The 14,667-nt window shown below is 70.0% G+C and carries 11 protein-coding genes; 7 read left to right on the top strand and 4 right to left on the bottom strand.

What is annotated here, in order from left to right; genetic code table 11:
* Positions 1-29: 29 nt before the first annotated feature.
* From uvrB to ABZ192_RS05030, 5 genes are all read left to right on the top strand, one after another.
* A complete protein-coding gene (uvrB, locus tag ABZ192_RS05010) occupies positions 30-2,174 on the top strand; it encodes an excinuclease ABC subunit UvrB (protein WP_356923136.1) in 2,145 nt (714 codons plus the stop codon).
* Positions 2,175-2,312: 138 nt separating this feature from the next.
* Complete coding sequence (locus tag ABZ192_RS05015) at positions 2,313-2,891, top strand: TerD family protein (RefSeq protein ID WP_020277616.1); 579 nt, start codon at positions 2,313-2,315, stop codon at positions 2,889-2,891.
* A 76-nt stretch (positions 2,892-2,967) separates the two neighbouring features.
* Positions 2,968-4,986 carry a TerD family protein gene (locus ABZ192_RS05020; RefSeq protein WP_356923137.1) on the top strand — a complete coding sequence of 673 codons (2,019 nt, stop codon included), beginning with the start codon at positions 2,968-2,970 and terminating at the stop codon, positions 4,984-4,986.
* A 223-nt stretch (positions 4,987-5,209) separates the two neighbouring features.
* Positions 5,210-6,211 carry a TerC/Alx family metal homeostasis membrane protein gene (locus tag ABZ192_RS05025; protein ID WP_356923138.1) on the top strand — a complete coding sequence of 334 codons (1,002 nt, stop codon included), beginning with the start codon at positions 5,210-5,212 and terminating at the stop codon, positions 6,209-6,211.
* A 129-nt stretch (positions 6,212-6,340) separates the two neighbouring features.
* On the top strand, positions 6,341-6,643 hold the full coding sequence (locus ABZ192_RS05030) for a hypothetical protein (protein ID WP_356923139.1): 303 nt from the start codon (positions 6,341-6,343) through the stop codon (positions 6,641-6,643).
* A 142-nt stretch (positions 6,644-6,785) separates the two neighbouring features.
* Here ABZ192_RS05030 and ABZ192_RS05035 read toward each other — a convergent pair whose 3' ends face one another.
* Together ABZ192_RS05035 and ABZ192_RS05040 are read right to left on the bottom strand one after the other, a co-directional pair.
* The gene (locus ABZ192_RS05035; RefSeq protein ID WP_356923140.1) at positions 6,786-8,060 is read right to left on the bottom strand and encodes an MFS transporter; all 1,275 of its coding nucleotides are present in this window, start codon (positions 8,058-8,060) and stop codon (positions 6,786-6,788) included.
* A gap of 95 nt (positions 8,061-8,155) precedes the next feature.
* On the bottom strand, positions 8,156-9,202 hold the full coding sequence (locus ABZ192_RS05040; protein ID WP_356923141.1) for a S66 peptidase family protein: 1,047 nt from the start codon (positions 9,200-9,202) through the stop codon (positions 8,156-8,158).
* 103 nt (positions 9,203-9,305) lie between these two features.
* On the opposite strand from ABZ192_RS05040, the gene aroQ reads away from it, so the two are divergent.
* On the top strand, positions 9,306-9,779 hold the full coding sequence (gene aroQ, locus ABZ192_RS05045; RefSeq protein WP_356923142.1) for a type II 3-dehydroquinate dehydratase: 474 nt from the start codon (positions 9,306-9,308) through the stop codon (positions 9,777-9,779).
* Positions 9,780-10,032: 253 nt separating this feature from the next.
* Here the strand turns inward: aroQ and ABZ192_RS05050 are convergent, their stop codons facing one another.
* A complete protein-coding gene (locus ABZ192_RS05050) occupies positions 10,033-10,689 on the bottom strand; it encodes an MBL fold metallo-hydrolase (RefSeq protein WP_356923143.1) in 657 nt (218 codons plus the stop codon).
* Positions 10,690-10,724: 35 nt separating this feature from the next.
* A complete protein-coding gene (locus ABZ192_RS05055; protein ID WP_356923144.1) occupies positions 10,725-11,414 on the bottom strand; it encodes a maleylpyruvate isomerase family mycothiol-dependent enzyme in 690 nt (229 codons plus the stop codon).
* 223 nt (positions 11,415-11,637) lie between these two features.
* Here ABZ192_RS05055 and uvrA point away from each other — a divergent pair, with 223 nt between their 5' ends.
* Positions 11,638-14,661 (top strand): excinuclease ABC subunit UvrA, encoded by a 3,024-nt coding sequence (gene uvrA / locus ABZ192_RS05060; protein WP_356923145.1) that lies wholly within the window; start codon positions 11,638-11,640, stop codon positions 14,659-14,661.
* Positions 14,662-14,667 lie beyond the last annotated feature (6 nt).

The raw sequence follows: 14,667 nt of genomic DNA on the forward strand, positions 1-14,667 counted from the left end.
TGTCAGTGGGGGGTCGTACGGTGGATCCCATGCGGCCCGTTTCCCAGATCGAACGCACGGTGGCGCCCTTCGAGGTCGTCAGCCCCTACCAGCCCAGCGGCGACCAGCCCGCGGCCATCGCCGATCTCGCCCGACGCATCCAGGCAGGCGAGAAGGACGTGGTCCTGCTGGGCGCGACCGGCACCGGCAAGTCCGCCACCACCGCGTGGATGATCGAGAAGCTCCAGCGCCCCACACTCGTGATGGCGCCGAACAAGACGCTCGCGGCCCAGCTGGCGAACGAGTTCCGGGAGCTTCTTCCGAACAACGCCGTCGAGTACTTCGTCTCGTACTACGACTACTACCAGCCCGAGGCCTACGTCCCGCAGTCGGACACCTACATCGAGAAGGACTCCTCGATCAACGAGGAGGTCGAGCGCCTGCGCCACTCCGCGACCAACTCGCTGCTCACTCGCCGCGACGTCGTCGTGGTCGCCTCGGTCTCCTGCATCTACGGCCTCGGTACACCGCAGGAGTACGTGGACCGCATGGTCCCCCTCCGCGTCGGCGAGGAGCACGACCGCGACGAGCTGCTGCGCCGCTTCGTGGACATCCAGTACACGCGCAACGACATGGCCTTCAGCCGCGGCACCTTCCGCGTCCGCGGCGACACGATCGAGATCTTCCCGGTCTACGAGGAGCTGGCCGTCCGCATCGAGATGTTCGGCGACGAGATCGAGGCGCTGTCCACGCTGCACCCGGTCACCGGCGAGATCATCAGCGACGACCAGCAGCTCTACGTCTTCCCGGCCTCCCACTACGTCGCAGGACCCGAGCGCCTGGAGCGGGCCATCAACGACATCGAGAAGGAGCTGGGCGAGCGCCTCGCCGAGCTGGAGAAGCAGGGCAAGCTCCTGGAGGCCCAGCGCCTGAGGATGCGCACGACCTACGACATCGAGATGCTCCGCCAGATCGGCTCCTGCTCCGGCGTGGAGAACTACTCGATGCACTTCGACGGCCGCCTGCCCGGCTCCCCGCCCAACACCCTGCTGGACTACTTCCCGGACGACTTTCTCCTCGTCATCGACGAGTCGCACGTCACGGTCCCGCAGATCGGCGCCATGTACGAGGGCGACGCCTCCCGCAAGCGCACCCTCGTCGACCACGGCTTCCGGCTGCCCTCCGCCCTGGACAACCGCCCGCTGAAGTGGGAGGAGTTCCAGGAGCGCATCGGCCAGACGGTCTACCTCTCGGCGACCCCGGGCGCCTACGAGCTCTCCCGCTCGGACGGCGTCGTCGAGCAGATCATCCGCCCCACCGGCCTCGTCGACCCGGAAGTCGTCGTCAAGCCCACCGAGGGCCAGATCGACGACCTGGTGCACGAGATCCGGCAGCGCACCGAGAAGGACGAGCGCGTCCTGGTCACCACGCTCACCAAGAAGATGGCCGAGGACCTCACGGACTACTTCCTGGAGCTGGGCATCCAGGTGCGCTACCTGCACAGCGACGTCGACACCCTGCGCCGTGTCGAACTCCTGCGTGAGCTGCGCGCCGGCGAGTACGACGTGCTGGTCGGCATCAACCTCCTGCGGGAGGGCCTCGATCTGCCCGAGGTGTCCCTGGTGGCGATCCTGGACGCCGACAAGGAGGGCTTCCTGCGCTCCGGGACCTCCCTGATCCAGACCATCGGCCGCGCCGCGCGCAACGTCTCCGGTCAGGTCCACATGTACGCGGACAAGATCACCCCGGCGATGGCGAAGGCCATCGACGAGACCAACCGGCGCCGGGAGAAGCAGGTCGCGTACAACAAGGAGCGGGGCATCGACCCCCAGCCCCTCCGCAAGAAGATCAACGACATCGTCGCCCAGATCGCCCGCGAGGACATCGACACCGAGCAGCTGCTCGGCTCGGGCTACCGCAAGGCGAAGAAGGACGGCGGGGGCACCAAGGCGCCCGTGCCGTCCCTGGGCAGGGGCGCCGAGGGCGCCAAGCCGGCCAAGGGCAAGGGCAAGGCCAAGGAGACGGTGCCGACCGACCGCCCCGCAGCCGAACTCAGCGAGCAGATCGAGGAGCTGACCGCACGCATGCGGGCCGCCGCCGCGGACCTCCAGTTCGAGATCGCGGCCCGGCTGCGCGACGAGGTCTCCGAGATGAAGAAGGAACTGCGCCAGATGAAGGAGGCGGGCCTGGCCTGACGGCGGACCGCGTACGCGCAGTGTTGCAAGAACGACACAAAGTGCGGACCGGGGTACGTCACTGTCAGTGCCCCTGCGTAGTGTTCTGATCAACCGCGACCGCGCGGCAACAGGGGACGTCCGAGAGGGGATCAGCGCGTGACCGTCAACATGACCAAGGGTCAGGCCATCAGTCTGCAGAAGAACGACGGTGGCAGCCTGACCGCGGTACGCATGGGTCTCGGCTGGCAGGCGGCTCCCCGGCGCGGCCTGTTCGGCTCGCGTACGCGAGAGATCGACCTCGACGCCTCGGCCGTGCTGTTCGCCGACAAGCAGCCGGTCGACGTCGTCTTCTTCCGCCACCTGGTGAGCGACGACGGCTCGGTGCGCCACACCGGTGACAACCTCGTCGGCGGTGTCGGCCAGGGCGGCGACGACGAGGCGATCCTCGTCGACCTCTCGCGCGTCCCGGTCCACATCGACCAGATCGTCTTCACCGTGAACTCCTTCACGGGCCAGACGTTCCAGGAGGTGCAGAACGCGTTCTGCCGCCTGGTCGACGAGACCAACGGCCAGGAGCTCGCCCGCTACACACTGGCCGGCGGCGGCCAGTACACGGCCCAGATCATGGCCAAGGTGCACCGCTCGGGCCCGGGCTGGACGATGACGGCCATCGGCAACCCGGCCAACGGCCGCACCTTCCAGGACCTGATGCCGGCGATCCTGCCCGTCCTCTGAGGCCCGGGGCCAACCGGCCGGGGCGGGGCAGGCGAGCGGCACACGACACCAGACAACGACACAGGGGGAGAAGGCGATGACGGCCGAGCTGGTGCGGGGGCAGAACCACCCGCTCTCCCAGGTCCGACTCGAGATCCGGGTCTCGGCCGGCACGCCGATCGTGGCCGCGGCCGCGCTCAGCGACGAGGGCGGCCGGATCCACGGGGCGGAGTGGGTCGCCCACCCGGGCGCGCCCACCCAGCCGGGTCTGGAGGTCTCCCGGCAGGCCGCCGCCGACCATCGCCTCGCCGTTGATCTGGACGCCGTGCCGGAGACCGTCCACCGTGTCGGCGTGCTGCTCGCCCTGCCCGCCGCCGGGGCGGGCCCGAGCCGATTCGGCGCCGTGGCCGCCCCGTTCGTCGCCGTCACCGGCCTCGACGGCGCCGAGATCGCGACCTACACCATCACCGGCCTGGAAGCCGAGTCCGCGGTCGTAGCCCTGGAGCTCTACCGCCGGCAGGGAGCCTGGAAGGTGCGCGCCGTCGGCCAGGGCTACGCGGGCGGCCTCGCCGAACTCCTCACCGACCAGGGCCTGGCCGAGGCCCGCAGGCTCGCCGCCGGCATCGACGACGCGGTGGCCCAGGGGGTGGCCCGCTCGGTGCAGGCGCCCCTGCCACGCACGGCGGACGGCGACCGCTCCCGGCAGACGGCCGCCCCGGCCCTCGGCCCGGACCAGGGCGGCACCGCGCCTCAGCCGGACCAGGCACCGCCGACATCGCCGTACGCCGGTCAGGCATCCGGCGGTCCGGGGCAGCCCGCGCCGCAGACGCCGTCGTACCCCGGCGCGGCCCCCGGCCCCAACGCCGTCACCCAGCCCTCCACGCCCACCACGGGCGGCTCGATCGACTACAGCCACCCGCGCCGCCAGAACACCGCTCCGCCTCCGCCGCCGCCCACCGCACCCCCGGCCGCACCGGGGCAGCCCGCCCGGCCCGTCGCGGGCGACGCGACCGGCTGGTCCATGGACGAGCGGCTCTACAACCAGGTGTGGGGCATGTTCGAGGACCTCGCCCGCAGCACCGCCGCCTACCGCAGCGCCGTCGACTTCGCCGAGTCCCGCATGGACAAGGAGCTGGAGCAGGTCCTCTCCGACCCGCGCAGCCGGATCGGCGGACAGGGCGACGCCGCCCGCGAGGCGGCCCGCGCCCGGCACGACCAGCTCGTCGCCCAGGCCGGCGAGGCCCTCGACCGGGACCTCGACCAACTCATGGCCGAGGCCGAGGTCGTCGAACCAGCCCTCCCGCCGGCGTACGCCCGCTGGGACAGCCCCGTCTGGCACGCCTACCGCGTACCGATGGAGACCCCCATGGCCCTGCGCCTGGGCGACCTCCATCTCCCCGAAGCCGACCGGATCCGCATCCCGATGCTGGTCAGGCTGCCGCTGGAGCGGGGCCTGTGGATCGACAGCGGCCGGACCGATTCGTCCGGCGGTTCGTTCGAGGACTCGCACACTCTGGGGCGTCTCGCCCTGGAGACGGCGGTCGCGCACGCGGCCCGGCTGCTCGCCGTCTACCCGGCGGGGGAGTTCACCGTTCACGTCATCGACCCGGCCGGCTCGGGTGCGCAGCCGCTCGCACCCCTGGTGCAGACCGGGGTGCTCGCGGCCCCGCCCGCGCTCGGCGCCGCAGGGGTGGCGGACGTGCTGAGCCGGCTCACCCAGCGGGTCGACCTGGTGCAGATGGCGGTGCGGGGCGGGGCCGCCGACTCCCTGCCGCCGGGCTTCGACACCTCCCAGCAGCTGCTGATCGTCAACGACTTCCCGCACGGTTTCGACGACCGGGCCGTGAACCAGCTGCGCTACCTCGCCGACGAGGGCCCTGCCTTCGGAGTCCACCTGATGATGGTGGCCGACCGCGAGGAGTCGTCCGGGTACGGGCCTTTGCTCGACCCGCTGTGGCGTTCGCTGCTGCGACTGACGCCGGTGCCCGACGATCACCTCGCCGACCCGTGGGTCGGTCATGCCTGGACGTACGAGCCCTCGCTCGTGCCGCCGGGCAGCCAGGTCCTCCAGCAGGTGCTCACCCAGGTCGCGGCCGCCCGTACCAAGTATGTGTAAAGTCATTTGACCAGGGGTTTTGGTCTTTCTTTTGCCAAGTGCTTTACCTGTTCTTGGTGATTGGGGTACTGTTGACGGCACGGAGGGGAGTACTCCCTGTCTGCTGCGGCGTACCCGTCAATACGGATCAGGCCAGATCCCGGGGCGTCGGCCCATCTTTGGGTGGAAGAGACCTCCGGCAGCGACGACGCTGACATTTGCCGTTACGACTGCCGGAGGCGCAGTGGATGTTTCCGTGACCCTATGGGTCCTGACGATCGTGGGGCTCGCCGCCCTGATCGCGGTCGACTTCTTCATCGGCCGCAAGCCGCACGACGTATCGATCAAGGAAGCCGGGATCTGGACGGTCGTCTGGATCGTCCTGGCCGCCCTCTTCGGGCTCGGCCTGCTGGTGTTCGGCGGCGGCCAGCCCGCCGGTGAGTTCTTCGCGGGCTTCATCACCGAGAAGTCGCTGAGCGTCGACAACCTCTTCGTCTTCGTCCTGATCATGGCGAAGTTCGCGGTGCCCTCGCAGTACCAGCAGCGCGTCCTGCTGATCGGTGTCCTTATAGCCCTCGTCCTACGGGCCATCTTCATCGCCGCCGGCGCGGCGATCCTCGCCAGCTTCTCGTGGGTGTTCTACCTCTTCGGCGCCTTCCTGATCTGGACCGCCTGGAAGCTCATCCAGGAGGCCCGGGCGGAAGAGCAGGACGAGGAGTTCGAGGAGAACAAGCTGCTCAAGGCCGCCGAGCGCCGCTTCGGGGTGGCCGACCGCTACCACGGCACCAAGCTGTGGATCCAGGAGAACGGCAAGCGGGTCATGACCCCGATGCTGGTCGTCATGCTCGCGATCGGCTCCACGGACGTGCTGTTCGCGCTCGACTCCATCCCCGCGATCTTCGGCCTGACGCAGGACCCGTACATCGTCTTCACGGCCAACGCGTTCGCCCTGATGGGGCTGCGCCAGCTGTACTTCCTCATCGGCGGCCTGCTGAAGAGGCTGGTCCACCTCAGCTACGGCCTGTCGATCATCCTCGGCTTCATCGGCGTGAAGCTGGTGCTGCACGCGCTGCACGAGTCCGGGGTGCATGTGCCCGAGATCAGCATTCCGGTCTCGCTCGGCGTGATCTGCGCCGTCCTGATCGTCACCACGATCACCAGTCTGCGGGCCTCGAAGAAGCAGGCGGAGGCCGAGGCGGCGCAGGCGCGCAGCGGAGGCGCTTCGAAGGACAGCATCGACGTCTGACCACGTCGGACGCGGGAGCAACCATCACCGGGACCGGTGGTCGGCGAATTGCCGACCACCGGTCCCGGTGCTTGTTTGTTCTTGAGCGCGTTCCCCGGCCCGGGGACGCCGTGCCCGGCTGGAGGTGCCATGAAGTTCGTACAGATCATCGATTTCGAGACCGAGCGCTTCGGTGAGATGGAGCGGGTCTTCGAGGAAGCGGGGAGGCGCTTCGCCGACCGGCCGGGCGGCCCCAAGCAGCGCATGCTTCTGAAGGACCGCGACAACCCCCGCCGTTATCTGGCGCTGATCGAGTTCGACTCCTACGAGGAGGCCATGCGCAACAGCAACGACCCCGAGACCAGCAGGATGGCGCGGCAACTGGACGAGCTCTGCATCGGCGAGCGGGTGTTCACCAACTGCGACCTTGTGGACCAGCGCGAGCTCGCATAGCCCCCTGGCGCGAGTGGAGGGGCCACGCACGACCGGAGTGCGGGGCCCCTCCACGTCTTGCGTCGGCGAACCGTTCGGCTCGCTCGTCACCCTGATGGCCGACGATGGCCGACGGCGGGGACACCGACTCGACAACGGGAGCTCACCCCGAAGCCGGCTTCGCGGTCGCCGCCACCGGCACCGGACGCGTCTCCGGCAACAGCGCGAAGCACCCCAGGCTGAACAGCGCGATCGCCGTCAGATACGCGGCCACACCCCAGGGCACCCGCCCGCCCTGCTCGGCCAGCGCCGTCGCCACGATCGGCGTGAGCGCGCCCCCGATGACCCCGCCGAGGTTGTAGCCGACGGCGGCGCCCGTGCAGCGCACCCGCGGCTCGTACAGCTCCGGCAGATACGCGGCGATCACGGCGAACATCGTGATGAAGGCGAGCATCGCCCCGAGGAAGCCGAGGAACATCGGCAACGGCGCGCCGGTGGCGAGGAGCGCGACCATCGGGAACATCCACAGGGCGGCCGCCGTGCATCCGGCCAGGCACAGGGGACGCCGGCCGTATCGGTCCCCGAGCAGCGCCACCAGCGGCGTGAGCGCGCCCTTCACGACCACGGCGCCCATGATGCAGGTCAGCATGACGCTGCGGCTCACCCCCAGCCGCTCCGTCCCGTAGGCGAGCGACCAGGTCGTCACGGCGTAGAAGACCGCGTAGCCGATCGCGAGCGCCCCGCCGGTCAGCAGCAGAAGCCGCCAGTGGTCGCGCAGGACCTCGACGAGCGGCACGCGCGCGTGGTCGTCGATCTCGAGGAAGCTGGGGCTCTCGGCGAGCGACGAGCGCAGCCACAGCCCCACGACGGCCAGCACCCCCGCCGCCCAGAACGGCACCCGCCACCCCCATGAGGCGAACTGCGCCTCGGACAGCGTCGCCGAGAGCCCCAGCACCACACCGTTGGCGAGCAGGAACCCCAGCGCGGGCCCGACCTGCGGAAAGCTCGACCACAGCCCGCGCCGCCCGGCGGGCGCGTGCTCCACCGTCAGCAGCACCGCCCCGCCCCACTCCCCGCCGAGCCCCAGCCCCTGGAGGAAGCGCAGCACCAGGAGCAGCAGCGGAGCGGCCACGCCGATCGTCCCGTACGTCGGTACGCAGCCGACCGCGACCGTGGAGGCGCCGGTCAGCAGCAGGGAGGCGACGAGGACCGGCCGCCGCCCGTGCCGGTCCCCGATGTGCCCGAACAGCACCGCCCCCAGCGGCCGCGCGATGAAGCCCACGCCGAAGGTGGCGAAGGCGGCCAGCGTCCCCGCCATGGGCGAGAAGGTGGGGAAGAACAGCGGCCCCAGGATCAGGGCCGCCGCGGTGCCGTAGACGAAGAAGTCGTAGAACTCGATGGCCGTGCCGGCGAGCGAGGCGGCCGCGAGGCGCGGCATGGAAGGTGCCCTTACGGAGCGTACGTCGTGCATGCCGCGTCAACTACCCACAGTGACAGCGGGTTACGGGGGCGCGCGGAGGCCACCAGGGGCCCTCAGTACGTGACCGTGATGCGCCGGGCCGGTCCGTCCACGCGCACGGTGCCGCCGTACGGGATCACCAGCTGCGGATCGGTGTGCCCGAAGTCCACGTCGAAGACGATCGTGGTGTCGGGCGCGTAGGTACGCAGGGCGTGCAGCACGGCCTCCCGCTGGGCGGACGCGTGCCGAGCGGCCTCCTCGGGGCTGTTGGGGCGCTCGAAGGACCAGGTCTTCGGGCGGCCCATCAGGAGGGCCGAGAAGCGCTGGAGCAGTCCGCGTTCGCCCATGGTGCGCAGAGTGCGGAAGACCTCCGTGGCGCTCGGCATCTCCTCCGAGGTCTCCAGGAGCAGCACTCCACCGTCGTACACCGACAGATCGTGCGCGATCTCCCGGTCGGCCATCAGCAGCCAGCCGAGGATCTCCAGGCAGCCGCCCCAACTGCGGCCCTCGACCACCCGGTCGGCGTTGACCCAGGTCCAGCCGGTCCCGGGCCGGGTCTCCGGCTCCGCGTCGAAGGTCGCCGGATCCGCCCAGTCCCGGTCGATGTCACGCCACCGCTCGGCGGGCCGCAGCTCGAACGGGCCGGAGGTGAACAGGGCCGCGCGCAAGGACTCGGCGGTCTGCGGATGCATGGCCACCGGACGGCCCAGCTCGCACATCACAGTCGCCCCGTGGAAGGCGACGATGCCGCTGTTGTGGAGGTAGGCGAGCAGGTTCGTGTTGTCGCTCATCCCGAAGAACGGCTTCGGGTTGGCCCGGATCAATTCCCGGTCCAGCAGCGGCAGTACGGTGATCTGGTCGTCCCCGCCGATCGACGCGATGACCGCCTTGACGTCCGGGTCGGCGAAGGCCGCGTGGATGTCGTCGGCCCGCTCCCGGGGCGTGGAGCCCATCTTGCGGGTCGCCGGGTACTCGACCGGCTCCAGCCCGTACTCCTCGCGCAGCCGCTCCAGGCCCAGCTCGTAGGGGAGCGGGAAGAGCCCGGGCAGGCCGGAGGAGGGCGAGAGCACGGCGATGCGGTCACCGGGGGACGGCTTGGGCGGGTACACGAGGCTCGTCATGGCGGGAGGCTACGGCCCGGCGGTCCGTCGGCGCACCGTGATAAACCGGGTCCGAGCAGCGGTCCGTCGCGGGCCGCCCGACCCCGAACGGACCGGAGGAACCGTGCCCCGCACCCTGGCCAACGCCCCGATCATGATCCTCAACGGCCCCAACCTGAATCTGCTCGGCCAGCGGCAGCCGGAGATCTACGGCTCCGACACCCTCGCCGACGTCGAGGCCCTGTGCGCCAAGGCAGCGGCCGCGCACGGCGGCACGGTCGACTTCCGCCAGTCCAATCACGAGGGCGAGCTGGTGGACTGGATCCACGAGGCGCGGCTGAACCACTGCGGCATCGTGATCAACCCGGGAGCCTACTCGCACACCTCCGTCGCCATCCTGGACGCCCTCAACACCTGTGACGACATGCCGGTGTTGGAGGTCCACATCTCCAATATCCACAAGCGCGAGTCGTTCCGGCACCACTCCTACGTCTCGCTGCGCGCCGACGGGGTCATCGCGGGCTGCGGGGTGCAGGGGTACGTCTTCGGCGTGGAGCGGGTCGCGGCGCTGGCCGGGACGGGGCACGCCGACGCCTGATTCGCGCTCCGGCGCCGCCCCGCCCGGCCGAGGTCACGACGACAGCTGTGCCGGGGCCGCCGGTCGAGGGCGGGGATCGACAGACCGGCGGCCCATCCGCCCAGGAGCCGTCATCCTGCGCGGGGCTGCTACCAGTTGACTGCGCAACTACGTGCAGGGGGAGCGTACGTACGACACCGGCGTGTGCGAATGATTCACACGGGGCGCGTGCGCGGCCAACTGCTCCACAGTTTCGTGCGCCCCACGCGGTCCCTCACCACCCGCGCGCGTGCCACTCCGGCAGCTGCGGACGTTCCGCGCCCAGCGAGGTGTCGTTGCCGTGCCCCGGGTAGACCCACGTCTCGTCCGGGAGGACGTCGAAGATCTTCGTCTCCACATCGTGGATGAGGCTGGCGAACGCCTTGGGATCCTTGTGGGTGTTGCCCACACCGCCGGGGAAGAGGCAGTCCCCGGTGAACACATGGGGATGCCCGTGAGGGTCGTCGTAGACGAGGGCGATCGAACCGGGCGTGTGCCCGACCAGGTGGCGCGCGGTGAGCTCCACGCGCCCCACCCGGATGGTGTCGCCGTCGTCGACCAGCACGTCGGTCGGCACCGGGATGCCCTCGGCGTCGTCCCGGCCCGCGTACGTGCGCGCGCCCGTGGCCGCCACGACCTCCGCGAGCGCCTGCCAGTGGTCGCCGTGCCGGTGGGTGGTGACGACGGACGCGATGCCGTCGTCACCGATCATGCCGAGCAGCGTCTGCGCCTCGTTCGCGGCGTCGATCAGCAGCTGCTCGTCCGTGGCCCGGCAGCGCAGCAGATAGGCGTTGTTGTTCATCGGACCGACCGCGATCTTGGTGATCATCAGGTCCTTGAGCTCGTGCACGTCGGCAGGTCCACCGACCGTCACCTGTCCGCTGTACGTCATGAGCGTCAGCCTATAGCGGGGGAGCGGCCCGGGTCCTACAACGGGGGCAGCGCAGGGAGCGCTCCGCCGTCCACCGTCAGCGCGGCCCCGGTGCGGCGGCCGGCGAGCCAGCCCAGCAGGTCCGCCGGGGCACCGGTGACGGTCACCTCGGGCCCGTCGTCCGCCTCCCGTCCCGTGCTCCACGCGCGCGTGCCGTCCGTGAGGCGCGTGGGCGGTACGTCGGGATGCCCGGCGAACCGGTCGGCGAGGAAGGCGATCTCCCGCTCCGTGAAGTCCGCCGGCAGATCCTCCAGCTCGTACCCGATCCCCAGGTCCACATGGTGCAGCTCCACCTCCACCCACCGCCGGAACGGCACCCGTGACGCCGAGTCCGTGACTCCGCCCCGCAACTCCACCGTGCGCGACCAGTCGGCGGGAGCGTCCCCGGCCTCCTGGAACCGGGCCGCGCTCTCGCGCAGGTCGGCGAGGTGGACGTCGACAGGGCGCGGGGCGTCCCGCTCGATGTCGGCGTCCCGGGCCTCGCCGGAGACGTACATGGGGCGGCCTTCGAGGACGTTCACGAGGGCGTCCGCGTTGCGGGCGAGGTGGGCCAGCACGTGGCCCCGGGTCCAGCCGGGCAGCCGTGACGGCTGCGTCACAGAGGCGTTGTCCAGTTTGCCGACTGCGATGAGCAGCCGTTCCGTAGCGGCTCGTACAGATGCCAGGTCATGACCGTGATCAATCATGGTGCTGACCCTAGCTCCGCCACACCTTCGGGTGAAGGTGGTGAAGGAGTGCCGGTAATCGAATGCGCGTGCTATATGGTCGGACGTGACGTCGGGCATGCTGGAAAGCCGGGGTTTGTTGGCAACCCGTGAATCCGCCCGGCGTTGTCAGTGGCTCCCCCTAGTCTGAGAAAGCACGGGGGCCCCGCCCCTGTCACTTCTCTCAAGAAAGGTGCGGACCGGCGTGGCCGACCGTCTCATCGTTCGTGGAGCGCGCGAGCACAATCTCAAGAACGTCTCGCTCGACCTCCCGCGCGACTCGCTCATCGTCTTCACGGGCCTGTCGGGGTCGGGCAAGTCCTCGCTGGCCTTCGACACCATCTTCGCGGAGGGGCAGCGGCGCTACGTGGAGTCGCTCTCCTCGTACGCCCGGCAGTTCCTCGGCCAGATGGACAAGCCGGACGTCGACTTCATCGAGGGCCTGTCCCCGGCCGTCTCCATCGACCAGAAGTCGACCTCGCGCAACCCGCGCTCCACGGTCGGCACCATCACCGAGGTCTACGACTACCTGCGCCTGCTCTTCGCGCGCATCGGCAAGCCGCACTGCCCCGAGTGCGGCCGCCCGATCTCGCGCCAGTCGCCGCAGGCCATCGTCGACAAGGTCTTGGAGCTGCCGGAGGGCAGCCGCTTCCAGGTGCTGTCGCCGCTGGTGCGCGAGCGCAAGGGCGAGTTCGTCGACCTCTTCGCCGACCTCCAGACCAAGGGCTACTCCCGCGCGCGGGTGGACGGCGAGACCATCCAGCTGTCCAACCCGCCCACGCTGAAGAAGCAGGAGAAGCACACCATCGAGGTGGTCGTCGACCGCCTCACGGTGAAGGACAGCGCCAAGCGCCGTCTCACCGACTCCGTCGAGACCGCCCTCGGCCTGTCCGGCGGCATGGTCGTGCTCGACTTCGTCGACCTCCCCGAGGACGACCCCGAGCGCGAGCGCATGTACTCGGAGCACCTGTACTGCGCGTACGACGACCTGTCCTTCGAGGAGCTGGAGCCTCGCTCCTTCTCCTTCAACTCGCCCTTCGGCGCCTGCCCGGACTGCTCCGGCATCGGCACGCGCATGGAGGTCGACGCCGAGCTGATCGTCCCCGACCCGGACAAGAGCCTCGACGAGGGTGCCATCCACCCCTGGTCGCACGGCCACACCAAGGACTACTTCGGCCGGCTGATCGGCGCACTCGCAGACGCCCTGGGCTTCAGGACGGACATCCCCTTCGCGGGCCTCCCGCAGCGTGCCAAGAAGGCCCTGCTCCACGGCCACAAGACCCAGGTCGAGGTGCGCTACCGCAACCGCTACGGGCGCGAGCGCCGGTACACCACGGCCTTCGAGGGCGCCGTCCCGTTCGTCAAGCGCCGGCACAGCGAGGCCGAGAGCGACGCCAGCCGTGAGCGTTTCGAAGGCTACATGCGCGAGGTGCCCTGCCCGACCTGTGAGGGCACGCGCCTGAAGCCGATCGTCCTCGCGGTCACGATCATGGGCAAGTCCATCGCGGAGGTCTCCGCGATGTCGATCAGCGACTGCGCGGACTTCCTGAGGGAGCTGAAGCTCAGCGCCCGCGACAAGAAGATCGCCGAGCGCGTCCTGAAGGAGGTCAACGAGCGGCTGCGGTTCCTCGTCGACGTCGGCCTGGACTACCTCTCCCTGAACCGCGCGGCCGGCACGCTGTCCGGCGGCGAGGCCCAGCGCATCCGCCTGGCCACGCAGATCGGCTCCGGCCTCGTCGGCGTGCTGTACGTCCTCGACGAGCCGTCCATCGGCCTGCACCAGCGCGACAACCACCGGCTGATCGAGACCCTGGTCCGGCTGCGCGACATGGGCAACACGCTCATCGTCGTCGAGCACGACGAGGACACCATCAAGACCGCCGACTGGGTCGTCGACATCGGCCCCGGCGCCGGTGAGCACGGCGGCAAGGTCGTGCACAGCGGTTCCCTGCAGGAGCTGCTCGCCAACGCCGAGTCGCAGACCGGTCAGTACCTGTCCGGCAAGAAGGCCATCCCGCTGCCGGAGATCCGGCGCCCGGTCGACCCGTCCCGGCAGCTCACGGTGCACGGCGCCCGGGAGAACAACCTCCAGGACATCGACGTCTCGTTCCCGCTGGGCGTGTTCACCGCCGTCACCGGCGTGTCCGGCTCCGGCAAGTCGACTCTGGTCAACGACATCCTGTACACCCACCTCGCACGCGAGCTGAACGGCGCGAGGAACGTGCCCGGGCGGCACACGCGCGTGGACGGCGACGACCTCGTCGACAAGGTCGTGCACGTGGACCAGTCGCCCATCGGCCGCACCCCCCGCTCCAACCCGGCCACGTACACCGGCGTCTTCGACCACATCCGCAAGCTGTTCGCCGAGACCACCGAGGCGAAGGTCCGCGGCTACATGCCCGGCCGCTTCTCCTTCAACGTCAAGGGCGGCCGCTGCGAGAACTGTGCGGGCGACGGCACCATCAAGATCGAGATGAACTTCCTCCCGGACGTCTACGTCCCGTGCGAGGTCTGCCACGGCGCCCGGTACAACCGGGAGACCCTGGAGGTCCACTACAAGGGCAAGTCCATCGCCGACGTCCTGAACATGCCGATCGAGGAGGCCACGGAGTTCTTCGAGGCGGTCCCCGCGATCTCCCGCCACATGAAGACCCTCAAGGACGTCGGCCTCGGCTACGTCCGGCTCGGCCAGTCCGCGACCACCCTGTCCGGTGGTGAGGCCCAGCGCGTCAAGCTCGCCAGCGAGCTCCAGCGCCGCTCCACCGGCCGCACGGTCTACGTCCTGGACGAGCCGACCACCGGTCTGCACTTCGAGGACATCAGCAAGCTGCTGACGGTCCTGTCCGGACTGGTCGACAAGGGCAACACGGTCATCGTCATCGAGCACAACCTCGACGTGATCAAGACCGCCGACTGGGTCGTCGACATGGGCCCCGAAGGCGGCGCCGGTGGCGGCCTGGTCGTCGCCGAGGGCACGCCCGAGGAGGTCGCCGCGGTCCCGGCCAGCCACACCGGCAAGTTCCTGCGCGAGGTCCTCGGCGCCGACCGGATCAGCGACGCGTCGTCGGTGAAGGCCCCGCGCAAGACGGCGGCGAAGAAGACGGTCCCGGCCCAGGCCAGGGCGAAGAAGACCGCTACCAGGACGGTCGACAGCACCGCCGCCAAGAAGACAGCCGCGAAGTCCACCAAGGCCGCTGCGAAGAAGACCACGCGGGCGGCGAAGGGCTGACAGCTT

It is taken from the genome of Streptomyces sp. NPDC006235, from assembly GCF_040613735.1.
GTDB lineage: Bacteria > Actinomycetota > Actinomycetes > Streptomycetales > Streptomycetaceae > Streptomyces.